The 23,153-nt window shown below is 63.0% G+C and carries 25 protein-coding genes; 8 read left to right on the top strand and 17 right to left on the bottom strand.

The annotated features are described in order from the left end of the window. Nucleotides 1–11: 11 nt before the first annotated feature. Entirely contained in the window at nt 12–713 is a 702-nt protein-coding gene (locus CRO48_RS23905) for a response regulator (RefSeq protein ID WP_097142274.1), read from the bottom strand. Beyond that, nucleotides 710–1,216 carry a MarR family winged helix-turn-helix transcriptional regulator gene (locus CRO48_RS23900; RefSeq protein ID WP_407071951.1) on the bottom strand — a complete coding sequence of 169 codons (507 nt, stop codon included), beginning with the start codon at nt 1,214–1,216 and terminating at the stop codon, nt 710–712. Before CRO48_RS23900 ends, CRO48_RS23905 begins: the two co-directional genes overlap by 4 nt. Nucleotides 1,217–1,478: 262 nt before the next feature. Between CRO48_RS23900 and CRO48_RS23895 the strand changes: the two genes are divergently transcribed. Further along, a complete protein-coding gene (locus CRO48_RS23895; RefSeq protein ID WP_097142272.1) occupies nt 1,479–2,369 on the top strand; it encodes a branched-chain amino acid aminotransferase in 891 nt (296 codons plus the stop codon). Between the two features lie 55 nt (nt 2,370–2,424). Here the strand turns inward: CRO48_RS23895 and CRO48_RS23890 are convergent, their stop codons facing one another. Together CRO48_RS23890 and hppD are read right to left on the bottom strand one after the other, a co-directional pair. After that, nucleotides 2,425–2,694, bottom strand: coding sequence for a hypothetical protein (locus CRO48_RS23890; protein WP_097142271.1), 270 nt, complete (start codon nt 2,692–2,694; stop codon nt 2,425–2,427). 293 nt (nt 2,695–2,987) lie between these two features. Then, on the bottom strand, nt 2,988–4,097 hold the full coding sequence (gene hppD / locus CRO48_RS23885) for a 4-hydroxyphenylpyruvate dioxygenase (protein WP_097142270.1): 1,110 nt from the start codon (nt 4,095–4,097) through the stop codon (nt 2,988–2,990). Nucleotides 4,098–4,203: 106 nt separating this feature from the next. Here hppD and CRO48_RS23880 point away from each other — a divergent pair, with 106 nt between their 5' ends. The 3 genes from CRO48_RS23880 to CRO48_RS23875 all read left to right on the top strand — a co-directional run bounded on the left by CRO48_RS23880 (nt 4,204) and on the right by CRO48_RS23875 (nt 5,770). Next, on the top strand, nt 4,204–4,689 hold the full coding sequence (locus CRO48_RS23880) for an Lrp/AsnC family transcriptional regulator (RefSeq protein WP_097142317.1): 486 nt from the start codon (nt 4,204–4,206) through the stop codon (nt 4,687–4,689). A 130-nt stretch (nt 4,690–4,819) separates the two neighbouring features. Then, nucleotides 4,820–5,020, top strand: a complete 201-nt coding sequence (locus tag CRO48_RS31880; RefSeq protein ID WP_141402114.1) for a hypothetical protein — start codon at nt 4,820–4,822, stop codon at nt 5,018–5,020. A gap of 108 nt (nt 5,021–5,128) precedes the next feature. Beyond that, nucleotides 5,129–5,770, top strand: coding sequence for an MBL fold metallo-hydrolase (locus CRO48_RS23875; protein WP_097142316.1), 642 nt, complete (start codon nt 5,129–5,131; stop codon nt 5,768–5,770). A gap of 84 nt (nt 5,771–5,854) precedes the next feature. Here the strand turns inward: CRO48_RS23875 and CRO48_RS23870 are convergent, their stop codons facing one another. The 6 genes from CRO48_RS23870 to CRO48_RS23845 all read right to left on the bottom strand — a co-directional run bounded on the left by CRO48_RS23870 (nt 5,855) and on the right by CRO48_RS23845 (nt 11,038). Continuing rightward, nucleotides 5,855–6,277 (bottom strand): BA14K family protein, encoded by a 423-nt coding sequence (locus CRO48_RS23870; protein WP_097142269.1) that lies wholly within the window; start codon nt 6,275–6,277, stop codon nt 5,855–5,857. Nucleotides 6,278–6,408: 131 nt separating this feature from the next. Then, nucleotides 6,409–6,624, bottom strand: coding sequence for a cold-shock protein (locus tag CRO48_RS23865; RefSeq protein WP_097142268.1), 216 nt, complete (start codon nt 6,622–6,624; stop codon nt 6,409–6,411). A 450-nt stretch (nt 6,625–7,074) separates the two neighbouring features. After that, nucleotides 7,075–7,974: a DMT family transporter gene (locus tag CRO48_RS23860; protein ID WP_097142267.1), complete on the bottom strand. Its 900-nt coding sequence runs from the start codon at nt 7,972–7,974 to the stop codon at nt 7,075–7,077. 206 nt (nt 7,975–8,180) lie between these two features. Next, on the bottom strand, nt 8,181–9,284 hold the full coding sequence (locus CRO48_RS23855; RefSeq protein ID WP_245423647.1) for a PQQ-dependent sugar dehydrogenase: 1,104 nt from the start codon (nt 9,282–9,284) through the stop codon (nt 8,181–8,183). 208 nt (nt 9,285–9,492) lie between these two features. Further along, entirely contained in the window at nt 9,493–9,930 is a 438-nt protein-coding gene (locus CRO48_RS23850) for a hypothetical protein (RefSeq protein ID WP_097142266.1), read from the bottom strand. A gap of 223 nt (nt 9,931–10,153) precedes the next feature. Next, nucleotides 10,154–11,038 (bottom strand): EAL domain-containing protein, encoded by an 885-nt coding sequence (locus CRO48_RS23845; protein ID WP_176526867.1) that lies wholly within the window; start codon nt 11,036–11,038, stop codon nt 10,154–10,156. A gap of 312 nt (nt 11,039–11,350) precedes the next feature. Between CRO48_RS23845 and CRO48_RS23840 the strand changes: the two genes are divergently transcribed. Both CRO48_RS23840 and CRO48_RS23835 read left to right on the top strand, forming a co-directional pair. Further along, nucleotides 11,351–12,553, top strand: coding sequence for a pyridoxal phosphate-dependent aminotransferase (locus CRO48_RS23840; RefSeq protein WP_097142264.1), 1,203 nt, complete (start codon nt 11,351–11,353; stop codon nt 12,551–12,553). A gap of 270 nt (nt 12,554–12,823) precedes the next feature. Further along, a complete protein-coding gene (locus CRO48_RS23835) occupies nt 12,824–13,771 on the top strand; it encodes a bifunctional helix-turn-helix transcriptional regulator/GNAT family N-acetyltransferase (protein ID WP_097142263.1) in 948 nt (315 codons plus the stop codon). A 102-nt stretch (nt 13,772–13,873) separates the two neighbouring features. Here the strand turns inward: CRO48_RS23835 and CRO48_RS23830 are convergent, their stop codons facing one another. The 6 genes from CRO48_RS23830 to trxB form a co-directional block, all read right to left on the bottom strand. Continuing rightward, nucleotides 13,874–14,971: a calcium:proton antiporter gene (locus CRO48_RS23830; RefSeq protein WP_097142314.1), complete on the bottom strand. Its 1,098-nt coding sequence runs from the start codon at nt 14,969–14,971 to the stop codon at nt 13,874–13,876. A gap of 147 nt (nt 14,972–15,118) precedes the next feature. Further along, nucleotides 15,119–16,072, bottom strand: coding sequence for a lytic transglycosylase domain-containing protein (locus tag CRO48_RS23825; protein ID WP_097142262.1), 954 nt, complete (start codon nt 16,070–16,072; stop codon nt 15,119–15,121). Between the two features lie 170 nt (nt 16,073–16,242). Continuing rightward, a complete protein-coding gene (locus CRO48_RS23820; protein WP_097142261.1) occupies nt 16,243–17,361 on the bottom strand; it encodes an alkene reductase in 1,119 nt (372 codons plus the stop codon). Nucleotides 17,362–17,437: 76 nt separating this feature from the next. Then, a complete protein-coding gene (locus CRO48_RS23815) occupies nt 17,438–17,731 on the bottom strand; it encodes an ArsR/SmtB family transcription factor (RefSeq protein WP_097142260.1) in 294 nt (97 codons plus the stop codon). A 738-nt stretch (nt 17,732–18,469) separates the two neighbouring features. Beyond that, complete coding sequence (locus CRO48_RS23810) at nt 18,470–19,366, bottom strand: LysR family transcriptional regulator VtlR (protein WP_097142259.1); 897 nt, start codon at nt 19,364–19,366, stop codon at nt 18,470–18,472. 116 nt (nt 19,367–19,482) lie between these two features. Continuing rightward, nucleotides 19,483–20,457, bottom strand: a complete 975-nt coding sequence (gene trxB / locus CRO48_RS23805; protein WP_097142258.1) for a thioredoxin-disulfide reductase — start codon at nt 20,455–20,457, stop codon at nt 19,483–19,485. Between the two features lie 231 nt (nt 20,458–20,688). On the opposite strand from trxB, the gene CRO48_RS23800 reads away from it, so the two are divergent. Then, a complete protein-coding gene (locus tag CRO48_RS23800) occupies nt 20,689–21,156 on the top strand; it encodes an Lrp/AsnC family transcriptional regulator (RefSeq protein ID WP_097142257.1) in 468 nt (155 codons plus the stop codon). Between the two features lie 4 nt (nt 21,157–21,160). After that, nucleotides 21,161–22,063 (top strand): glycosyl transferase, encoded by a 903-nt coding sequence (locus CRO48_RS23795; protein ID WP_097142256.1) that lies wholly within the window; start codon nt 21,161–21,163, stop codon nt 22,061–22,063. Between the two features lie 10 nt (nt 22,064–22,073). Here the strand turns inward: CRO48_RS23795 and CRO48_RS23790 are convergent, their stop codons facing one another. After that, a complete protein-coding gene (locus CRO48_RS23790; RefSeq protein ID WP_097142255.1) occupies nt 22,074–23,150 on the bottom strand; it encodes a glycosyltransferase family 4 protein in 1,077 nt (358 codons plus the stop codon). Between the last annotated feature and the right edge of the window lie 3 nt (nt 23,151–23,153).

The raw sequence follows: 23,153 nt of genomic DNA, 5'->3' as shown, positions 1-23,153 counted from the left end.
CATCCGGCGGTCTACTCTATACTCAGCCTGTAGCCGATGCCGCGAACCGTCTGAAGCCAGACGGGGTTGGTCGGGTCGTCCTCGATCTTGCGCCGCAGCCGGTTGATCTGCACGTCGATCGTCCGTTCGCCCACATCCGTCTCCTCGCCGATCAGTTCGTGGCGCGGGATAGTCTCGCCCGCCCGCAGCGAAAACAGAAGCATGATCTCCTGCTCGCGGTCTGTCAGCCTGATGGGATCGCCGCCGCGCTTGAGCTCCTTGCGCACGATAGAAAAGGTGTATGGCCCGAACATGACCTGTTCGATCTTCGGAGCGGCGGGCTGTGCGTTGCGCTTGAGGATGTTGTTGACGCGCAGCACGAGTTCGCGTGGCTCGAACGGCTTTGCCAGATAGTCGTCCGCACCCGCCTCCAGGCCCTCGATGCGCGCGGTGGTTTCCGTCAGTGCCGTCAGCATGATGATCGGGATGCTGCGGATGGCGCGCAGGCTCTGCGTCAGCTGCAGGCCGGTTTCGCCGGGCATCATCACGTCCATGACGATGAGGTCGAAATCCAGCCCCTGCAACTTGCGGCGGGCTTCGTCGGCATCGCCGGCCACAGTCACGCGGAAACCTTCACCGGTGAGATAGCGGCTCAAAAGCTCGCGGATGCGCTTGTCGTCATCGACGATCAAGAGGTGCGCTGCGTCGTCGGATGGCCTGTCCATGATCGTCATTGCCGTTCGTCCCGGTTAGCGTCGCGCGCATTCTGCATACCGGTCAGGAAGCGGGTTATCGCCCTGCGATCGTCCGCGCTCATGCCGTCGAAAGCGCGCTTGATGCGCTGATGCTGCGGTTCGGCCAGCGCCAGCGCCAGCTCGCGGCCGGCCCGCGTCGGGTAGAGCTTGCGCTGCCGGCGATCTTCGGGGCCTGCCAGCTGGCAAATATAGCCCGAGTCGATCAGCTGCTTCAAAACCCGCGCCAGACTTTGCTTGGTAATCTTCAGCGTATCGAGCAGATCGGCCACCGTCAGTCCTGGTTCGCGGTTGACGAAATGCACGACGCGGTGATGCGCGCGGCCGAAGCCGCTGCGCTCGAGAATCGCGTCAGGGTCGGAAATGAAATCGCGATAGGCGAAGAAGAAACCTTCGATGATCTCGAAATCTATGCCGCCCTCGTCGGTCAAGGGCTGGTCGAAGAACTCGATCGCACCCTTGCGTTCCGGTGTCTGTCGTACCACGCGGTCATTTCCTTTCATCGCATCGATACCCGGCGCAACATTCGCAAAAATACGTCAGCGTTATTGACATAATTTTACCTCCTTGTTACCCCATGTCCACAGCTTGCCGACGCAATCCCCATCCCCTGCGCCAGGTGACGGCGCCGGCGCCTGCCGGCATTCGGCCGTGTTGGCAAGGCAGTATCATGCCTGATGTCTGGTTTGACCGTATCGGGCGGAGAAATCAACATCAAGAACGGTCCTCAAGGGCCAGGAGGAGATCATCATGGCGGTTCCCTTTGATCAGCTGGAAGGGCAGATCTGGTTCAATGGCGAGTTCGTGGACTGGAAGGACGCCAAGATTCACGTCCTGACGCACGGGCTTCACTATGCAAGCGCGGTGTTCGAAGGCGAGCGCGCCTATGGCGGCCGCATCTTCAAGCTCACCGAGCACAATCGCCGCCTGCACCGTTCGGCCGAGGTCCTCGGCTTCAAGATACCGTATTCGGTCGAGGAACTGGACGCCGCGAGCGTCGAGCTTCTGAAACGGCAGGGCTTTTCCGAAGCCTATGTGCGCCCGATTGCCTGGCGCGGTTCGGAAATGATGGGCGTCTCGGCGCAGAGCAACCGCATCAACGTCGCGATCGCTATCTGGCAATGGGGCAGCTACTTCAATCCGGCGGAAAAGCTGAAGGGCATCCGGCTCGACATCGCCGAGTACCGCCGTCCCGATCCGAAGACCGCACCGTGCGAATCGAAGGCGGCCGGCCTCTACATGATCTGCACGATCTCCAAGCATGCCGCCGAAGCAAAGGGCTATGCGGATGCGATGATGCTGGACTATCGCGGCCAGGTGGCCGAGGCGACCGGCGCCAACATCTTCTTCGTCAAGGACGGCGTGCTGCATACGCCGACGCCGGACTGCTTCCTCAACGGGCTCACGCGCCAGACGGTGATCGAGCTGGCCAAGCGCCGCGGCTATCAGGTCGTCGAGCGGGCGATCATGCCCGAGGAACTTTCGAGCTTCAGCGAATGCTTCCTGACGGGGTCTGCCGCGGAGGTGACGCCGGTTTCGGAGATCGGACCCTACCGGTTCACGCCGGCGGCGATCACCGAGACGCTGATGAACGACTACATGAAGGAAGTCCAGCCGCTCGCAGCCGCGTCGGAGTAAGGCACAGGCCGGGAGAAAGGCGGCGTTCCATGCGCCGCCTTTCTCCTATTTGCGCTCAGGCCTGCTTGCGGCCGAGCAGGCTTCCGGCGATCGCCTGCAGCACGCCGCCACCGATCAGGCCGCCGATGGCGTTGGCGACCAGCACCGACAGGCCGGCCTCGCCACCGACCGCCTGCAGGAGCAGCCCACCGCCGATGCCGCCGATCGCCCCGACGATGGTGCGCACGACGACATTGGTCGCCTGTTGTTTCAGCATGGCGCCCACGGCATTGCCGCCGATGGCCCCGCTGATGAGCTGCGTGATGAGTGGCATCAAAGCTTCCATGTGCACTTCCCCCGATAAGGTCGTGCCGGAAGCGCGTCCACGCCTTCCGGCATCGAACACGTGATCCTGACAGCTGCCGTCCCATGCGGCCGACTCGCCAGTCGCCGATACTTTCGGCATCTCTAAAGTGGTTGCAAATTGTGCAACTGTCAATTTCACCGGGAAGATGGCCGGAGGAGCGGACGTGTCAGCTAATCCGCCTGCGGCGAAGTCGGCATGACGGGGCTTGTCCGGCGGCGACAAAAAAGCAGCCGCCCCTGAGGACTGCTGCCTGGAAGGGGTGAGGAGCGCCTCTATTCGGCCGCGTCGTTGAAGACACCGCGGCGGATCTGGTCCTGCTCGATCGATTCGAACAGCGCCTTGAAGTTGCCTTCGCCGAAGCCTTCGTCGCCCTTGCGTTGGATGAACTCGAAGAAGATCGGCCCGATGACGGTCTTGGAGAAGATCTGTAGCAGGATCTTCGTCGTCCCTCCGTTCACCACGCCTTCTCCGTCGATCAGGATACCGTGCTTCTTCAGCCGCTCGATCGGTTCCTCATGGTCGTGAACCCGCCCGTGTGACGCCTCGTAATAGGTCTCCGGCGGGCCCGGCATGAATTTCAGGCCGTTTTCGGCAAGCTTGTCGGTGGCGTCGTAGATCTCGTCGGTGCCGACGGCGATGTGCTGGATGCCTTCACCCTTGTACTTGCGCAGATACTCCTCGATCTGGCTTCTGTCGTCGGTCGATTCGTTCAGGGGAATGCGGATCTTGCCGCAGGGCGAAGTGATGGCGCGCGACACCAGCCCGCTCAGCTTGCCGGCGATATCGAAGAAGTGGATCTGCCGGAAATTGAAGAGTTCGCGGTAGAAGGCCCACCATTTGTCCATGTTGCCGCGGAAGACGTTGTGCGTCAGGTGGTCGAGATAGTAGAAGCCGACCCCCGCCGGCTTGGGATCGCGCTCCGCGACCCAGTCGAACTCGGCGTCGTAGGGCGAACCCTTCTCGCCATAGCGATCGACGAAATAAAGGAGCGATCCGCCAATGCCCACGATCGCAGGGACGTCGATACACTTGTCGGTGCCGGTATATTCTTCGGCGCCCATCGATACGGCGTGCTTCAGCGCATGCTGCGCATCGACGACGCGCCAGGCCATGGAAGGCGCGCAGGGACCGTGCTTTTCGACGAAGCGATCGGCGAAAGAGCCCTTCTCGGCGTTCAGGATGTAGTTGATGTCCCCCTGCCGCCAGACGGAGATGTCCTTCGTCCGGTGACGGGCGACCTCGCTGTAGCCCATGCGGGCGAACAGCTCGCGAAGCTTTTCCGGTTCGGGATGGGCGAATTCGACGAATTCGAAGCCGTCGGTGCCGGCGGGGTTTTCGGCCGTTATTTCGGCCGGTGGTGCGTCGTGCGGGAAAGGTCCCATGGCTTATCCTCCGTCAATTCCGTTACCCGATGCAAGTATGGACCGAGATCGCCGCATGAAGTTTGCAAAGTGTGTGGGCAATCCGGCGCCGGTGACGTATTTTTGCATGGAAGCACCATTTGGAGACGAAACCGTGCATCTTGACGCATTCGACCGGAAATTGCTGGCGCTGCTGCAGCAGGATTCGCGCCTGACGAACAACGAGCTTTCGGAGCGGGTCAATCTCTCGGCCTCGCAATGTTCGAGGCGGCGGTCGCGCCTTGAGGAGGAGGGGGTCATCCGTGCCTACCGGGCCGAGCTTGACCGCGAGAAGCTCGACCTCGGCATCGTCATCATCGTCACGGTGACGCTGGCGACGCACAACCGCGACAACGCGCAGCGCTTCGCTCGCCTGATCTCGAGCCTGCCGGAGGTGCTGGAGGCCTTCTCGCTCACGGGCGAGATGGACTACATCATCAAGGTGGTGGTACCGAACCTGAAGGCGCTCTCGGCCTTCGTCAACGACGTGCTGCTGCCGCACGAATCCGTTTCCCACGTCAAGACGGCAATCGTGCTCGACACGCTGAAGGAGACCACCGCACTTCCCGTGTAGCCGCCGAAGCCTTCGCGGTTCTCCGCGCCGGCAAGGCCCTGTTTCCGAACGGATTATCTGCATCGAACGTGTATCTCGCGGAACAGAATCGCTGCGAGCGCCGTTGTAGGTTGCATTCAGGAAATCGTTCATGCCTGAGAGGCAAGGGGACAGGTCGATGGAAAGCCAGACGATGGAGACGGGGTCGGTTGCGAGCCGCCTGCGTGGGGTGGTCTATACGTACTTCGCAGCAAATATCGCCGTCGCGGCGCTGCTGTTGACGACGGTGACATCCGACCCGGCGGCGCAGGCCGGGCACCTGCATTCCCAGGAAATCGCCAACGCAAGATAGTCTCTGGTGTTCCGGCCCGACGCGGACTTGCGCATTGAAGCGTGGAACCGGCGGCTGGGAACCTCTATATGCGTGGTAGCCACCAACTCACGCGAGGACCCCATGGGCATGCTTCAGGCGGGCGTCATCCCCGTCACTCCTTTCCAGCAGAACTGCACGATCCTCTTCGACATGGACACGAAGGAAGGCGTGATCGTCGATCCCGGCGGCGACGTCGATGCGATCCTGGACGTCATCCGCAAGAACGGGATCACGCTGAAGGCGATCTGGCTTACGCATGGCCATCTCGATCATGCCGGCGGTGCGAAAGAGTTGAAGGAAGCGCTGGGGCTCGACATCGTCGGGCCGCACAAGGACGATCTGCCGCTGCTGCAGCGCATGGAGACGCAGGCCGAGAAGTTCGGCGTATCCATGAAAGTGCAGAACGTCGTTCCCGATCGCTGGCTAGAGGATGGCGACCGCGTGTCCTTCGGCGAGCACGAATTCGAAGTCTACCATACGCCAGGCCACGCGCCGGGGCATGTGATCTTCTTCAACCGGCAGCAGAATTTCGCGCACCTGGGGGACGTGCTCTTTCGTGGATCGGTCGGCCGGACCGACCTTCCGGGCGGCGACGAGAAAGTGCTGCTGGAATCGATCCGCACAAAGGTGCTTCCCCTCGGAGACGAGGTCGGCTTCATCTGCGGCCATGGTCCCGGCGGCCGGATCGGTGAGGAGCGGCTGACCAATCCCTTTCTCCGGGGCATCTGATCGCCAGGTCAAAATCCTCAGGTGGAAATGCAAAAAGGCGGATGGGACCCATCCGCCTTCTTTCATTCAGGCTGTCGACCGGTATCAGCCGGCGACGCAGAAATGCTCCAGCCCGTCATAACCGACGAACGTGCCGCTGCGCGGGTTGAACGAACGGTAGGTGCCCTCGCAGTAGCGGTACCATTCCGGTGTCCAGGGCTCGAAGGTTCGCACCGCCACCCGTGCCGGGCGATAAACGGGAGCCGGGCGATAGACGCGGCGCTCCGGATAGTATTCGGGCTCGACATAGACGCGGCGCGGCTGGGCGCGATAGTAGCCGCCGTCATTGGCAATGGCGCTGCCGACGATGACGCCCGTGACGAGGCCTGCGGCTCCCGCCGCCCAGGCGGCGTCGTTGTTGTGATGATGACGCCGCCAGCGGTCGCCTGCTTCGGCGACGCCGAAGGAAGTAACGGTGGTTGCAGCGACTGCGGCTGCCAGCACAACTGTCTTCAAGAACCTGTTCATTTCGCTCGTCCCTGACAAGGCCGACTATCGGCTTCCATGCCATCGAGAGTAGGGGCGGGCGCATGAATGTGCGCTGAACAAAAAAAACCCGGCAGAAATGCCGGGCCACAACAGTTCTTTTGCAGTGCGCCTTAGCCGGCGATCTGCAGATTGACCGCCTTCGGTCCCTTGCCGCGACGATCCGGCTCGGTCTCGAAGCTCACCTTCTGGTTTTCAGAAAGGCCGTTCAGGCCAGATGCCTGTACGGCGGAGATGTGTACGAAGATATCCGCACCACCATTATCGGGCTTGATGAATCCGAAGCCCTTTTCGGTGTTGAAGAATTTTACGGTGCCAGTTTCGGCCATGCGTCAGGTCCTTTTCTCTCTGCCCGATATGGCGGCGGGCAGCATTTCGGTTTGCCCCAAACGGGGCGTGAGGCAGGCAGTTTCGATGTGAGGAAAGGGTCCTGTTTTACCGCAGCCAGCCAAGCGATGTTCAAAAAGAACATATCAGCACGGCTGCCCGGATTTTCTCGCGTCTCCGGCGCGCTTTTATTCTAAGGTCTTCCCGTGTTCGCAAATTGCCCGAACGGACGAAGAGTGCTGTGTTTATCATGAATTGGCAAGCAAAAGTTTCATACTTCTGATATGCAGCCTCAATTCGGCCGATTTCGATCCCGTGCCGTAATAGTGTTGCAACATTCTGGCACAATCCCCAAGCAGCGCCGAAAAATATATTCGGATTGACGCGCTATAATCGCAACCGATGAAGCATTGCGTGTCAGCGTTCATTTACATGTGTAATTACGGGGCGATCTAAGCCGCCGCGGCGCTGCGTTCCTTGGCCCTGGTGAATTCGGGCACGAGTTCCGTCGCCAGCATCGCCACGAAGATGATCGCGCATCCGGCATAACCGGCCGCACCGATGCTGTCGCCCATGATGAGCACACCGAAGATGGCGGCGAACAGCGCTTCGCTGGACAGGAAGATCGCCGCCTGCGGCGCGGTCGTGTAGCGCTGGGCGACGTTCTGGCACATGAAGGCGAGGCCGCTGGAGAAGAAGCCGGAAAACAGGATTTCCGGCAGCGCTCCCCTGACGGCCGAGAGACTGATCGGCTCGATGGTTGCGGCAACGGCGCAGCCGAGGATCGCGCATACGGCAAACTGGACGGCTGAAAGTGCCAGGGGACGCTGCGAGCGCCCGGCAAAGGTGCCGACGCAGATCATCTGCACCGACCACAGGAAGGCGCAGGCGATCGTGAGAAGGTCTCCGACCGTCAGGCGCGCGAAGGCACCGCCGCTCAAAAGGAATATTCCGGCCGTCGCCATCAGCGCCGCCGGCCAGACCACCCAGTGAGGCTGTTTGCGCAAAACGAGCGTGGTCAGGATCGGCGTGAAGACGACGTAGAGGCCTGTAAGGAAGCCGGAATTGGTCACTGTCGTGGTCAGCAGCCCGACCTGCTGGGTGGCGGCGGCGGCAAAGAGGGCAAGCCCGGTGGCGACAAAGCCGAGCCAGTCGCCGCGCGTGGCCGGCTTGCCGGCGCGCCTGTCTTCGGCCAGCGCAAAGGGAAGGGCCACGAAGGTGGCCACGGCGAATCGCAGGCCGATGAACCAGATCGGGCCCAGCGTCTCCATTGCGGTTGCTTGAGTGATGAAGCCCGCGCCCCAGATGGCGCCGGTCAGCAGCAGAAGAAGATTCGCCTGAAGGCGGGACACGACGGATCCTCGAATTTCGGGATTGGATTGGGCTTGCGGTTAGCATTTGCCTTCAAGACAGGCAAGCTGGCGCCCGGATGCGTCGTTGCTGTGCTAAAGTTCTTCCATAGTGGCGGACGTAACTTGCCGGCACCTCCGAGAGCCACGCCTAGTACTACACGACCTTCTAAGATCGGGTCGGATGCCAGCGGGTGCCGTGTGAACGGCTACAGCGACGAGGGGGCGCGGTAGAGGCGCAGCAGTTGTCCGTCCTCGCCGTCGGTGAGCAGCAGCACGGATCCGTCCGGCGCGACTTTGACATCCCGCAGCCGTCCGTATTCTCCGTCGAGCAGGCGCTCTTCGCTCAGCACCGTACCGGCCTCATCGCGTTCCAGCCGGGCGAGCAACTGGTACTTCAGCGCGGCCACGAGCAGGTTGCCGTCCCATTCCGGAAACATCGCCCCGCGATAGACGGCGATCGCGCCTGGCGCGATGGACGGATCCCAGTAGTAGGCGGGCTGTTCGTAGCCGGCCTTCGAGGCGCCTTCACCGATTTCCGCCCCGGAATACTGCTTGCCGTAGCTTATGATCGGCCAGCCGTAGTTCTTGCCCGGCTGCGGATAGTTCACTTCGTCGCCACCGCGTGCGCCGTGCTCGACGGTCACGAGCGTCCCGTCTTTCGGATCGATGTCGATCCCCTGCGGATTGCGATGGCCTTTCGACCAGATTTCCGGCAGACCGCCATTGAGGTCGGCGAAGGGGTTGCTTCCCGGAGTGGTTCCGTCCGGATTGATGTGGAGGATTGACCCGGCGTGGTCGCGCGGATTTTGCGCCCGGTCCTGCTGACCCCGGTCCCCGATGCCGAAGAACAGACTGCCGTCGGTAGCAATTGCGATGCGGGAGCCGAAATGCTGCCCCCGAGCGGTCAGCCGGTTCATGACGAAAATCTGCCTGACGTCTTCCAGGCTTTTCTCGTCGTCGGACAATCGGGCTCTCGCGACGGCGGTTCCGGCCCCGCCGCGTCCGGGGGCGCTGTAGGTGAGAAAGAGGATCCGGCTGGTGGAAAAGTCGCGGGCCAGCGCCACATCGAGCAGTCCGCCCTGGCCCCTGGCGGCGACGCGGGGCACGCCCCTGATCGGGTCTGAGGACCTGCCGTCTCGCACGATGCGCAGGGTTCCACGCTTCTCGGTGACGATATAGGCGCCGTCGGGGAGGACCTCGACCGCCCAGGGGCTGGCCAGGCCGGTTGCGACGGGCTCCACCAGCAGGCTCGCCTTCTTGCTCGGCACCTCCCGAACGTCCGCCGAGGCCGGCGCGAGCATGTACGACATCACAAGGAGCGATGTGCCCCAAACGCGGCCGATCGTTGCTCGTGGTTTGCCGGGTCGGATATCGGTAAACGTCATATGCGCTTGCTCCTCCGCTTTCATCCTAACTGTAGAGATCTGTGTGCCTTTTCAAGATGCTGTCACGAAAGGATGATCGCGGTGTGCTCGCGTGGCGCCGGCCGCTCCCGAAGGTGGCGCCGACGGCATGTGTTCATGCTTCGCTGTGCCAGGGAACGTTCGGCGATGGGCCGCGGTTCAAACTCCTGCCGGCGATCTGGCTGAGGCCGGCAAGCGTGATGAGACCGCTGAGCCCGAGCGCGGTTGCCAGGCGTCGGTCGATGGAGGTCTCCTTGTCGCCCTGAGCCTTCGTGCTTGCCGTCGCCATCCTGTCGATGCCGTCGACGGCAAGCAGATCCGTGTCGGTGCCGAGGGCCGGTCCGGCAGGGGGTAGGTCGAGCGCGAGACTTGTCTCGCCGAACTTGCCGTGCAGGATGGAACGCTCGTCGTCGAAGGTCGCTGCAGAAGCGACCTTCATGAGACCCACGATCATCAGCACGCAGGCTGCGAGTGCCGTAACGGTGATGTAGACGATCGCGCGGCTTTCGCGCCTGCGGCCATCCCTGACCATCTTCTCGTCGTCGATGAACATCTTCTCTCCCCTGCGTGCGTCAGGCTTGGCTTGGCGCCTTGTTGGGGGATAGAAGGCACGCCGAAATCGGCGTCAGGGGGACTGAAATAGGGCGTCCCTCGACCGATGTTGTGGTGATATCGTGGCGTGCGAAAAAAGGCTCCTACACGCCGGATTCTTGCGAATAGAAAGCTTGACGTGCCCGTCTAGGTTAGTTGGTGCAGGCTGCTTCTTCAGGGGCTCTTCAGCCGGTGCGGCGTCCGAAGGAACGGCGGCCGCGCGTCGGGGCGGCTTCGTTCGGCAGGGTCGCCGGCCCGCCCATGGCCGTTTCGTCCGGATCGGGAAAATCGAGGCCGAACGAGGTCGGCGCCAGTTGGGGGCGGGCGAGCAGGTATCCCTGCATCAGCGGCATGCCGATCTCCCGGCAAAGCTCCATCTGCCAGGCCTCCTCGATATTGGCAACGATCGGACGGATGCCCTCGCGCTCGAGTTGGGCGACGATGACCCGCAGCAGGGCCGCGGCTGTCGGCTGCCGGCCGAAGCGCTGCACCCAGATAGGATCGAACTTCAGGAGATCGGGCGCCAGCCGCGCCAGGCGCGCGAGATCGCCGTCCTGGGCGGCATATCCATCGATGGCGACGAGAAAGCCTGCATCGTGCAGATGCCGGGAAAGATGCGCCGCCGCGTCGTCGTCGTCCGGCAATTCGCGAATTTCGCAGGCGATAGAGGACGGTGCAAGAGCTGCTTCGTGCGCAGCGAGCCGCATGCGGTCGATTTCCTGGCGGATCGCATGTGCGGACCGGAAAAGGCCGGGCTGCGAATTGACCAGCAGCACCGCATCGGGCTTGCAAAGACTGCCGGCGTTGAGGATGTGCAGGCTGCGGCACAGGCTGTCGACCATCGGCCGGTCGTCCTGCGGGACAAGGGCAAGGAAATCGGCCGGTGCGACGAGCGCGCCATCGCATTCGACGCGAACGAGCCCCTCGATAGCCTCCAGCGAGAACATGCCCTCGGATGTCTCGCGCAGGATCGGCTGGAAGGCGGATTTGAGGGTATAGGGGCCGTAACAGGCAGTGGCGATGCCGTCGGCGTCGCGGTTCAGATTGGCGAATATGCTGCGTTCTGTCATTGGCATCGTCCGGCGCGTCCTGAACGTCAGGTGGCCTTGCCGATACTATTCACGCATGCATTAACCCACCCTGAACATTTCCCGTCAAATGCGGCGGGAGGGTGCCGCAGAAGGGCGCGCGATTCATCTGCCCTGCTGATGCGTCCATGAAAACTCTTAATCCGGCGGCGAATGCCGGCATTCGCCGCTGTTTTTCGAGTGCCGAGCCTTGCAAGACGGTTGCAGTTTGGCCATAGACCTATCCGCCATGGGACAGCCGCGGCCGGCCCATGGCCTCAAGCTGTCTTTGAACCCGAAAACGGACAATCGACCATGGCCTTTCTTGCCGACGCCCTTTCCCGTGTGAAGCCTTCCGCCACCATCGCCGTCTCGCAGAAGGCGCGCGAGCTCAAAGCGAAAGGCCGTGACGTGATCGGCCTCGGCGCCGGCGAGCCGGACTTCGACACGCCCGACAACATCAAGCAGGCGGCGATCGAGGCGATCAACCGCGGCGAAACGAAGTACACGCCCGTCTCCGGCATTCCCGAACTGCGCGAGGCGATCGTCAAGAAGTTCAAGCGCGAGAATAACCTCGACTACACCGCCGCCCAGACGATCGTGGGAACCGGCGGAAAGCAGATTCTTTTCAACGCCTTCATGGCGACGCTGAATCCGGGCGATGAAGTCGTCATCCCCACCCCTTACTGGGTGTCCTACCCGGAAATGGTGGCGCTGTGCGGCGGCACGCCGGTGTTCGTGGCGACGACCCAGGAGAACAAGTTCAAGCTGACGCCTGCGGATCTCGACCGCGCGATCACGCCGAAGACGAAGTGGTTCATCTTCAACTCGCCGTCCAACCCGTCGGGTGCGGCCTACTCGCATGACGAACTGAAGGCGCTGACCGACGTGCTCCTGAAGCACCCGCACGTCTGGATCCTGACCGACGACATGTACGAGCACCTGACCTACGGCGACTTCAAGTTCGCCACCCCGGTCGAGGTCGAGCCGAAGCTGTACGACCGCACGCTGACGATGAACGGCGTCTCCAAGGCCTATGCGATGACCGGCTGGCGCATCGGCTATGCCGCGGGCCCGCTGAGCCTGATCAAGGCGATGGACATGATCCAGGGGCAGCAGACCTCGGGCGCGTGCTCGATCGCCCAATGGGCCGCCGTCGAGGCGCTGAACGGCACGCAGGACTTCATCCCCGAGAACAAGAAGATCTTCGAAGGCCGCCGGGACCTCGTCGTCTCCATGCTCAACCAGGCCAAGGGCATCGAGTGCCCGTCGCCGGAAGGTGCCTTCTACGTCTACCCGTCGTGCAAGGGCCTGATCGGCAAGACCGCGCCGTCTGGCAAGGTCATCGAGACCGACGAGGACTTCGTCTCCGAACTGCTCGAAGCGGAAGGCGTGGCGGTCGTTCACGGTTCGGCTTTCGGCCTCGGCCCCAACTTCCGCATCTCCTATGCGACCTCGGAGGCACAGCTGGAAGAAGCCTGCAAGCGCATCCAGCGCTTCTGCGCAGCCTGCAAGTAAGCAGCCGGTACCACGATGATCACAACGAACCCGCCAGCGATGGCGGGTTTTTTCGTGGAGCAACAGCCTGCTCCGAAAGCGATTCAAGTCGCTGTGGAAGCGATTCCGGAATCTTCTCCAAGTAACTGAAATCACTGGTTGGCGTGCATCTGAAGCTATCGGTCGGCGGGCGTTGCGATTGGTGGTTGCCGCATCCGCATGACCATTGACGGCACCCGGGAGCGCGGCTAGATGGTTGTATTATACAACCTTATTGAGGCCGCATCGATCATGTCCGCAGAAAACTCGCACCGCTCCGTCGACGCCATCCGGGCCGTCTCTCGTCAACTCGTTCGCGAGCTGGGCTTCATGGGGGGCGATTTCGGCGGGACCGATCTTCCGCCATCGGCCGTCCATGCGCTGATCGAGATCGAGGGCGGCGGCGTCTCGGCGCGTGATCTTGCTATGCGCCTTCGCCTGGAAAAGTCGAGCATCAGCCGCATGCTGCGGAAGCTTGTGGAGGCGGGTGCGGTGCAGGAGGAGGCCGGCAGCGAAGACGGCCGCGTCAAGCGACTGTCTCTGACGGAGGCCGGCAGGAAACGTGTTGAGGCCATCCACGCCTTCGCCCGGGCCCAGGTGTCCGGTGCGCTGGGACGGCTGGGGCCGGGTCAGGACCACACCGTTCTGGAGGGGCTGCGACTCTATGCCGAGGCGCTGGGCGCCACCCCGGCCGCTCGCCCCGTCGCCCCGGTTGCAACGATCGTCAGTGGCTATCGGCCCGGACTGATCGCCCGCATCACCGCCATGCATGCGCTCCATTATGCGCGGACATCCGGCTTCGGGCAGCGTTTCGAATCCGTCGTGGCTGCGGGCCTGGCGGAGTTCTGCGACCGTCTCGGCAATCCGGGCAACGAAATCTGGGCGGCCATGCAGGGAAATGAAATCGTCGGCTCGATTGCGATCGACGGCGAGGACATGGGGGCGGGCACGGCCCATCTGCGGTGGTTCATCGTGGAGGATGCCCTGCGCGGTTCGGGCTGCGGCAAAAGGCTGCTGGATGGGGCACTGGCGTTTGCCGACGAGAAGGGGTTTTGCGAGACGCATCTGTGGACCTTTTCGGGTCTCGATGCCGCGCGCCATCTTTATGAAACGCGGGGTTTCGTTCTGGCGGAAGAAAGCCCCGGCACCCAATGGGGCAAAGAAGTGCGCGAGCAGCGCTTTGTGCGGCGCCGTCAGTGAGGGCGTGCCGGAGGGCTGCGCGGTTGCGCGTCGTGTTGGAGATCCGTGCCGCATGAAAAGGACGCACGCAACACGATTTGTCTCTATCTTACGCGACCTGCTTTAGAGCCCGATCACCGTCAGCATCACGAAGGTCGAAAAAAGAATGAAGTGGGTCATGCCCTCGATGGCGTTGGTCATGCCGTCGTTGAGGTTGATCGCGGCGACGATGAGGGTGATCGCGACCATGACCGTCTGCACCGGGCTCATCGCCATGATGAAGGGCTGTCCGGTATACAGCGCGATCGCTTCCATCACCGGCACGGTCAGGATGACTGTCGACAGCGACGCGCCCATGGCGATGTTGACCACTGACTGCATGCGGTTTGCGAGGGCGGCGCGCATGGCGGTCAGGATTTCGGGGGCCGCCGAGATCGCGGCGACGATGACGGCCATCAGCGCCATTGGCGCGCCGGTGCCTTCCAGTCCGGCGCTCAATGTCGTCGACATCACTTCCGCCAGCGCACCAATGATGACCACGCCGGCAATGATGACGAGGATCGAGGGCAGGGCGCGTTCGTCATCGCTTCCGTCATGCTCTGCCTTCTGCCCCGCCTGCGCGCCGCGCGGGTAGGCATAGCTGAAGAAGTAGCTGTGCTGGCCCACCTGCAGGCGCAGGAAGAGCGTGTAGAGCGCAATCATGGCCAGGATCGTGAACATGGAATAGAGCTGCCAGCTCTCGCGCGGGACGAATTCTGGCACGATCATGGAGATACCCATGGCGGTCAGGATCATGACGCTGTAGGTGCGGCTGGAGTCGTCGTTATAGGGCTGCTCGCCGTGGCGCAGGCCACCCAGCAGGGCTGCGAGCCCAATGATGCCGTTGATGTCGAGCATGACGGCCGCGTAGATCGTGTCACGTACGAGGGTCGGCGACGTCGCCTCCTGCATCAGGATCGCCAGCACGACGACTTCCACCAGCACTGCCGACAGCGTCAGGATCATCGTCCCATAGGGATCGCCGACCTTGGCGGCCAGCACCTCGGCATGATGCGCCACCCGGGTCGAGACGAGGATGATGGTAGCGACGAGTGCAAAGGCGACGACGAGCGTCAGCGGGCGCCCCGCGGCCAGCACGTCGTGTTCCGCCGCATAGGCCGCGATCGCTGCGACCAGGGCGACGATGAGATTTTTTTCCTCTCGGAGACGGCGAAGGTTTATCAAGATGAATACCCGCGGCTGATCCTTCGTGGCGATGCCGGCGTAACCTGCTGGAGTCAAAGGGAAACGCCGCTCCGGCAAGATAGCGCGGAGAAAGGGCTTGGCAACTCGGCGATCATTTTGTTTGCCGATCGCGTTCGAGCGGCTTCAGTTGTGAAAGACGATGCAGGCGCCGCCGGCGGCGCGGATCCTCTCGCAGAGCGCGTCGGCCTCCTTTCGCGACGGGCGGGCGATGCGGGCGGTATAGCGCGGTCTCGCTCCGAAGCGCGCCTGGCGCTCGCGCTGGATCAGCGGCTTTTCGGCATTCAGCGGCGGTGGCAGCCGTTCAACCGCCATCATGAAGAGCCGGTAGGCGGCCGGCTTGTTGAAATGGGCGGCGAGTTGTACGCCCCAAGGCGCCCATTCACCCTCGTCGGGAAAATCGAAATCCTTCAGCCTGCGGCTGTCGGCAAGTGCGATGCAGGCCTGTTGGAAGGGAATGTCCTTGTCGAGGGCCAGTTCGAGCTTTTCGGGCGGTGCCTCCTTCCATTGCTCGGCCGTGTGCGCCGTGATCGCAATGACATAGGCACGCGTTTCGAGCGGCAGCCGACCGGTGGCGATGAAGTTGGACAAACCCCCTTCGCCGGCATTGTAGGCCGCGGCGGCAAGCCCGAGGTTGCCGAAGCGGTCGCGCAGTTCGGCCAGGTATTCCGCCGATTTTCCAAGGGCCTCGAGCGGGTGAAAGCTGTCCTTCAGCCCTCGCAGCCTGGCCGTGCCCGGCATGAACTGGGCGATGCCTTGGGCGCCTTTCGGACTGACGGCATCGGGGCGGAACAGGCTTTCACGCCAGATCAGGCGGGCGAAATAGTCGGGCGGGAGCGCATTGAGGCGAGCATAGTTCTCGATTGCACGGCAAATGTCGCGACCATACGTCTGCTGCCGGATGCATAGCCGGGTGCCGTCGGAGAGATCCGTTGCAAACAGGCAGGGCGGCGGGGCGCGGAACTCCGGCTGGGCGCTCGCGGGAAAGGCGAGGAAGGCGGAAACGAAGATGGAAAAGGCGAGCGACAGCAGGACCCCGACAGGGCTCTTCCGTGCCGACTGCCATACGCCTGCGAACATCGCCCCGTTCCTCGTACCGTAGCGTGCCTGTCTTGATAGCATCGCCGAGGCTGCGCGAGAAGTGGAGGTGGCCGATCTCTTCTGAGGGCGATTGCTGTGACGGGCTGGCCCCACCTCCCCGCCGGACGGGGAGGTGGCAATGTTGAAAGCAGAGACCGTCCCGGGTTCGCTCAGGCGACCTTGGGCTGGGCCGGATAGTCGGTATACCCCTTCGCACCGCCGCCGTAGAAGGTGTTCTGGTCCGGCGCGTTCAGCGGCGCGTCGGCACGAAGCCGCGCGACGAGATCGGGATTGGAGATGAAGAGCTTGCCGAAGGCGACGAGGTCGGCGTAGCCGCTTTCCACCGCTTCGATCGCCATCTGGCGGTCATAGCCGTTGTTGACCATCCAGGCTGCCTTGCCGCCCTTGTTGCGATAGGCGGCCTTCAGCGCGGCATAGTCGAACGGAACGTCGCCCTGCAGGTAGTCGCGCGGACCGCCGGTGGCACCCTCGATGATGTGGACGTAGGAGAGATCGTCGGGCAGACCGGCGACGACATGCTCGAACAGCGGCTGCGGCTCGGCATCGAAGACGTCGTTTGCCGGAGTGACCGGGGAGAGGCGGATCGCCGTGCGACCTGCGCCGATCTCGGCGGTGATGGCGGCGACGACCTCGAAGAGGAAGCGCGCCCGGTTCTCGATGGAACCGCCATAGGAATCCGTGCGCTTGTTGCTGCCCGAACGCAGGAACTGGTCGAGAAGGTAGCCGTTGGCGGCATGGATCTCGACGCCGTCAAAGCCGGCTTCGATCGCGGCACGTGCGGCCTTGCGATAGTCCTCGACGATGCCTGTAATTTCGGCGGTCTCGAGCGCGCGCGGCTCAGAGGTCGGCGCGAAGGCGCCGGTACCGTCCGGGTTCATGATGTAGGTCTTGGACTGCGCGGTGATCGCTGACGGCGCCACTGGCTGGCCGCCGTTCGGCTGCAGGCTGGTGTGGGACACGCGGCCCACGTGCCACATCTGCACGACGATCTTGCCGCCGGCCTTGTGAACCGCGTCGGTCACATGCTTCCAGCCGGCCAATGCCTCGGGCGTGTAGAGGCCGGGAACGTCGGCGTAGCCCTGGCCCTGCTGGGTGATGGCCGTGCCTTCGGTGATCAGCAGTCCTGCGCTGGCGCGCTGTTCGTAGTAGGTCGTGTTCAGCGTGTTGGGAACGGCGTTGGGGGAGCGGTTGCGCGTTAGCGGCGCCATGACGATGCGGTTGGAGAGGTGCAGGTCACCGGCGTCGGTGGGATCGAACAGGCTGGTCATGGGAGGTCCCTTTCGGTTTGGGTCTTGGTCTGGATGTGGGGCTGACCGCGGGAGGTGTGGCCAGCGGGAAGGGCGCTCAGAGGGTTTCGTTCACATGCTTCAGGAATGCGGCGATGGTTTCCTCGTTGCGCTTGTAGAAGATCCACTGGCCGATGCGCCTGGTTGTGACGAGATCGGCCCGGTGCAGGGTGGCGAGATGGGCCGACACGGTCGACTGCGAAAGTCCGCAACGTTCGAACTGGCTGGCGCAGACGCCCATTTCGAGCGGGTGCTCCTGGCTTGCGAAGTGCCTTTCCGGTTCGCGCAGCCAGTTGAGGATCTCCACCCGGACCGGATGGGCCAATGCTTTGAAGATTTCCTCGGCTTCCATGCTTGCCTCATTTCGCTAAATCGCGATTTACCGATATATCGATCGTGGATTTTCGATATTCAAGGGAAGCCGGAAAAGATTTCGCAAGGCAAAAAAAAAGGCCTCAAGCGAAAGCCTGGGCCCTGTAGGTGTGAAGGTTTGAACCTCCAGAGGGGAACAGCCGATGCAGCGGCACTGGGAGGAAAAAAACCGCCAATCGCATCGACTAGGACCGATATGGGGCAATCGCGACATTGTTTCAAGGGAACGAATTGTCGACACATCGGCGGCATGGGGAAAAAATTTGCAAAGCGCACGATTCAGGGCAAAAAAAGAGGGCCGCAAGATAAACTTGGGCCCTTTATAGTTTTGAAGGTAAAAACCTCCAGAGGGGAACAGCTGCTGCGGGTGGCACTGGGAGGAAAACCACCGCAAATGCATCAGCTGCGCGCTGTATGCTGGTTTTTTGGGCAGCGGGCAATCATTTAATGTGCATGTCAGCCATGTCCTGAGTGCAGGTCTGCCTTTAAAGCTGCGCGCCCGACGAAATCGCTTCGGAATCGATGGATTTAATCGATTTTATTGCGAGCGGGCCGATTGCACAGGGCTGTTTTATCATCCTCGCGCGGGGAGGGTCGCGCCCGCGCAAGGAAAAGGCGTCCGCGGCGCTTCTTTTTGCCGAGCCAAGCGCATGCACCCCGAAGCATGAAGCGACCGGGCGCCTGCTAACCAACGTGGCCGGTGCCGCGGCTTCGACCGTCAGAAGTTCCAGTTGCGCGCTTTCGACACGATGAAGTCGCGGAAAACCTTGAGCTTTGCGGCGTTCTTCATCTCGTGCGGGTAGCAGAAGTAGGTGTCGAAGGACGGGATGTCGGCGTTCGTCACCAGTTGCAGCAGGCCCGGATCGCGGCCGACGATGTAATCCGGCAGCATGGCGATGCCGATGCCGAGCAGGCAGGCCCGCTTGATCGAGGTCAGGCTGTTGATCTGCAGCACGGAGGGGCGCGGGTTGTCCGAATCGCGCCCGGCGATCTGCAGCCAGTTGACGTCGAGCAGGTAGTTCGGCGCCGGTTCGCCGAAGGTGATGATCTTGTGGTGGTCGAGGTCGTCGATCGACTGTGGCTCGCCATATCGGTTGATATAGGACGGCGCTGCATAGACGTGCATGTGCACGGTGAACAGCTTGCGCTGGATCAGGTCGGACTGCTGCGGCTCGCGCAGGCGGATGGCGCAGTCGGCGTGGCGCATGTTGACGTCCAGTTCCTCGTTGTCGAGGATCAGCTGGACCTGCATGTCCGGATAGAGAGCCAGGAATTCCTGCACCTTGTCCGTCAGCCAGCCCTGGCCGAGGCCGACGGTCGTGGTGATGCGCAGCTTGCCGCTCGGCTTTTCCGTCGTCTCGGTCAGCTGGACCCGGACGCTCTCCAGCTTCATCAGCACGTCGTGGGCGGTGCGATAGAGGATTTCGCCCTGCTCTGTCAGGATCAGCCCGCGGGCATGCCGATGGAACAGTTTGATGCCGACATCCTGCTCCAGCGCGCTGACCTGGCGGCTGATGGCGGATTGCGACAGGTGAAGCTTGTCCGCTGCGTGTGTGAACGAACCGGCCTCGGCTGCGGCATGAAATATCCGCAGCTTGTCCCAGTCGAGCGCCATTACGTCCCCCATATCTTCAAGGCGGGGAACGCCGACCGTTTCCCGCCCGTTGCTGATTAATCTGTTCCCACTCCCGCGTGTGCGGGACGAGGCCCGCCTCGCGTTATTGGCGGCTTCTACTCGGCCGCAATTGCGACAGGCATATGACCGGCGAGATACCTTTCCGTCTCGAGCGCGGCCATGCAGCCCATGCCGGCCGCGGTCACGGCCTGGCGATAGATGTCGTCGGTGACGTCGCCCGCGGCAAAGACGCCGGGCACGTCGGTCGCTGTCGAATCGGCGGCGGTCCACAGATAGCCGTTCGGCTTCTGCTTCAGCTTGCCGACAAAAAGTTCTACCGCGGGCGCATGGCCGATTGCCACGAATACGCCGTCGGTCTGCATGTCGGTGACAACGCCGGTCTTGGTATTCTTCAGCCGGACGCCGTTGACGGAAGCCGGCATCGGCGGCTTGGCCTCGCTGCCGAGATACTCGATCACCTCGTGATCCCAGATCACCTTTACGTTATCCTTGGCGAACAGGCGCTCCTGCAGGATCTTTTCGGAGCGGAAGGCATCGCGGCGGTGGACGACCGTGACGGTCTTGGCCAGGTTCGACAGGTAGAGCGCTTCCTCGACGGCCGAATTGCCGCCGCCGACGACGATCACATCCTTGTTGCGATAGAAGAAGCCGTCGCAGGTGGCGCAGGCCGAAACGCCGAAGCCCTGGAACTTGTGCTCGGTTTCGATGCCGAGCCACTTGGCCTTGGCGCCGGTCGCGATGATCAGGGCATCGGCCGTCCAGACCTTGCCGCTGTCGGTGTGGACGCGGAAGGGGCGCACGTCCAGATCGACGGCGGTGACGAGATCGTTGACGATCTCCGCGCCGACGTGCTGGGCCTGCTTGAGCATCTGCTCCATCATCCAGGGTCCCTGAACGGGCTCGGCGTAGCCCGGATAGTTCTCCACGTCGGTGGTGATCATGAGCTGGCCGCCCTGTTCCATGCCGGCGATCAGGACCGGTTCCAGCATGGCGCGCGCCGTGTAGATGGCGGCCGTGTAGCCGGCCGGGCCGGAGCCGATGATCAGGACTTTGACGTGACGGGCAGACATGGCTGCACTCCCTGGCATTGCGCGCCCGGCCATCAAACAATGATGCGGGGCGACCGAAGAATTTTGTCGTTCATTTATGAGTGCGGGGGCCCAAGATTCAAGGGCGCGGAACCAATTGCCAACAGACTTGGCGTCCGGCGTGACATTTTTGTTCTTAAGCTCGCAATTATCTTACGTCAGCGCGCCGTTTCTGGTAATGCGCCTGCCAAACAAAATCAGGGAAGATCAGCCGTGTTTCGCGCCGAACTCGATGCAATCGACATCAAGATACTCAAGGAGCTTCAGGCCGACGGCCGCATGACCAATGTGGAGCTGGCCGCCAAGGCCGGAATTTCCGCGCCGCCCTGCCTGCGGCGGGTCCGCAAGCTGGAGGAGGCAGGCATCATCGAGGGCTATCATGCGATGCTGAACGCGCCGGCGCTCGGCTTCGACCTGGTGGCCTTCTGCATGGTCGGGCTCAAGCACCAGTCGGAGGCAAATCTGAAGGCGTTTGCCGCGGCCACCGCCGAATGGCCGCTGGTCCGCCAGGCATGGATGGTTTCCGGCGACAGCGACTTCCTGCTGCATTGCGTGGCCGAGAACCTGACCCGGTTCCAGGACTTCGTGATCGAGGTGCTGACTGCAAACGAACATGTCGACACCGTTCGCACCATGCTGACCATCCGCCAGGTCAAGAAGCTCGGGCTGGTGGAGATCTGAGGCGATGGCGCGTACCGACCGCCCGCTCTCCCGCTCGCTGATCAAGCTCGGCGCCCGGCTTTTTCTCGGCCGGAACCTCGCCCATGCGCAGGACTGGTTCCCGGGCCTTTCGATCGACGGCAAGCGGGTGGTTAACTATCGCGGCCAGCCGGTGGTCGGGCTGGAGGGGACGGACATTCTTCTCGATGGTTCGCGTGCGTGGATCCATATCGTCGGCTCGGGGCCGTCCGTCGCCGACGGCGACCTCTCCCGCCTCGATCCGGGCGGTGCGATCCTCCTGAACGGCGCCATTCATCTCGCCGGCGGCCCGGTCGCCGCGCCGCTCGCCGTTGCCGTTGAGGACGAGCGCTTCGTCTACCGGCATTTCGAGCTGATGCGGGAGAAGATCGCGGCCGGCCAGGCCTGCCTGTTCTCGGTCGCCGTCCTGCGCGCGATCTGCGAGCACGATCGCGGCTGGCTCGCCGACAAGCGTGTGGTGCTGATCAACGACATTCGCAAGCCCTACGGTCTGCCGCGCCGCACGGCCGCACAGATCAGCGGGCTGGATTTCGTGCGGCTGGACCCGACCGGCGAGTACGGCTTTTCGCTTGCGCCCGATCGCGGCGTGTTCCAGGGCGGATCGGTGGCCGTATCAGTGCTGCAGTTCGCCGTGGCGTTGCGCCCGATGATGATCGGCTTCGTCGGCATCGATATCCGCAACGCCAGGCAGCCGCGTTTCTACGAAGAGAGGGGCACATCGGCATTTTCCGGCGTGGCCGATGCCGAAGGCCGCATTCTCGGGCACATCGCTCTGGCGAAGGCCGTGGCCGAAGAGCAGGGCATCGGGTTTTCGAATTTCTCGCCCGTCTCGGCGCTGGCCGACATCGCAATCGCCTATGACGACCGGCTGGTACGAACCGGCGTCTGACCGCAGCCCCTCAGGACAGCAGCTGCCGGTAGACTTCCCCGATGGCGCGGGCTTCCTTTTCGAGGGCAAAGTTGGCGCGCACGTGGTCCAGCGCCCTGCGCCCCGCTGCAAGCGTCGCATCCGGGGCGGCCATGTAGCGGCCGATCGCGTTCGTCATGGCGGCGCCGTCGCCTGCCGGGACCACCGCGCCGGTCACCCCTTCGATGGTCATTTCCGCATAGGCGCCGGCATCGGAGGTGACGACGGCCGTCTGGGAGGCCATGGCCTCGAGGGGGGTGAGGCCGAAGCCTTCGTTGCGGGAGGGCGCCACGTAGAGCGTCAATCGCCGGTACCAGGGCTTGATGTCGTCGACCTCGCCGAGAAAGACGATGCGGGCCGACAGGCCGGCGGCGGCGATCTGCGCCTTCAGGTCGTCGGCAAAACCCTTGTGTTCCGGGGTGATGCGGCCGGAAATGACGGCCGTCCATTCCGGATGGAGCGGCAAGAGCTCGATCATCGCGCGAACGAACAGGTCGGTGCCCTTCTGGTGCCGCACACGGCCGAAGCAGCCGACCAGATATTTCCCCGGAAGCCCCGCAGCCTCGATCGTGTCTCCGGCACCCTGCGGCGGATGAAAGCGCTCCAGATCGACGCCGTGCTGGATGACGGTGTGCGGTACCTCGAGATAGGAGCCGGAGCGGCTGTTGGTTGCGATCACCGCGTCCATGCGGCCAATCAGGAACTTCGTATAGCGGCTGTGGCGGCGCTGGGCGGCAGAGGTGAAGAGAAGCTTCAGCGGCATGCGCAGCACGTCGCGCAGCAGGATGCCCGGCAGCATTTCGGTGTTGCGGCGCGCATGCCAGACGCGATGGCTGCGGCCGGCAGGAAGGCGCCAGAGCGAAACCAGGTCGCGGAAACGGATGTGCGGCAGGTCGCGCGGCAGACCGGGACCGAGCGTGGCGACGCGCTGGCCGAGCGCGCGCTGCATCGGCACCAGCTGGATGATCGTAGAGGTGACGCCGGAAAGGCGGCGCTTGAAATTGGGCGCGATGGCGTCGACATCGGCAATGTCGACGCCGCCTTCGTTGTCTGGCAGCCTGCCTGTCATGCT

Origin of the sequence: Rhizobium subbaraonis (genome assembly GCF_900220975.1) — a bacterium.
Lineage (GTDB): Bacteria > Pseudomonadota > Alphaproteobacteria > Rhizobiales > Rhizobiaceae > Mycoplana > Mycoplana subbaraonis.
This window is presented reverse-complemented; position numbering and strand designations above follow the sequence as displayed.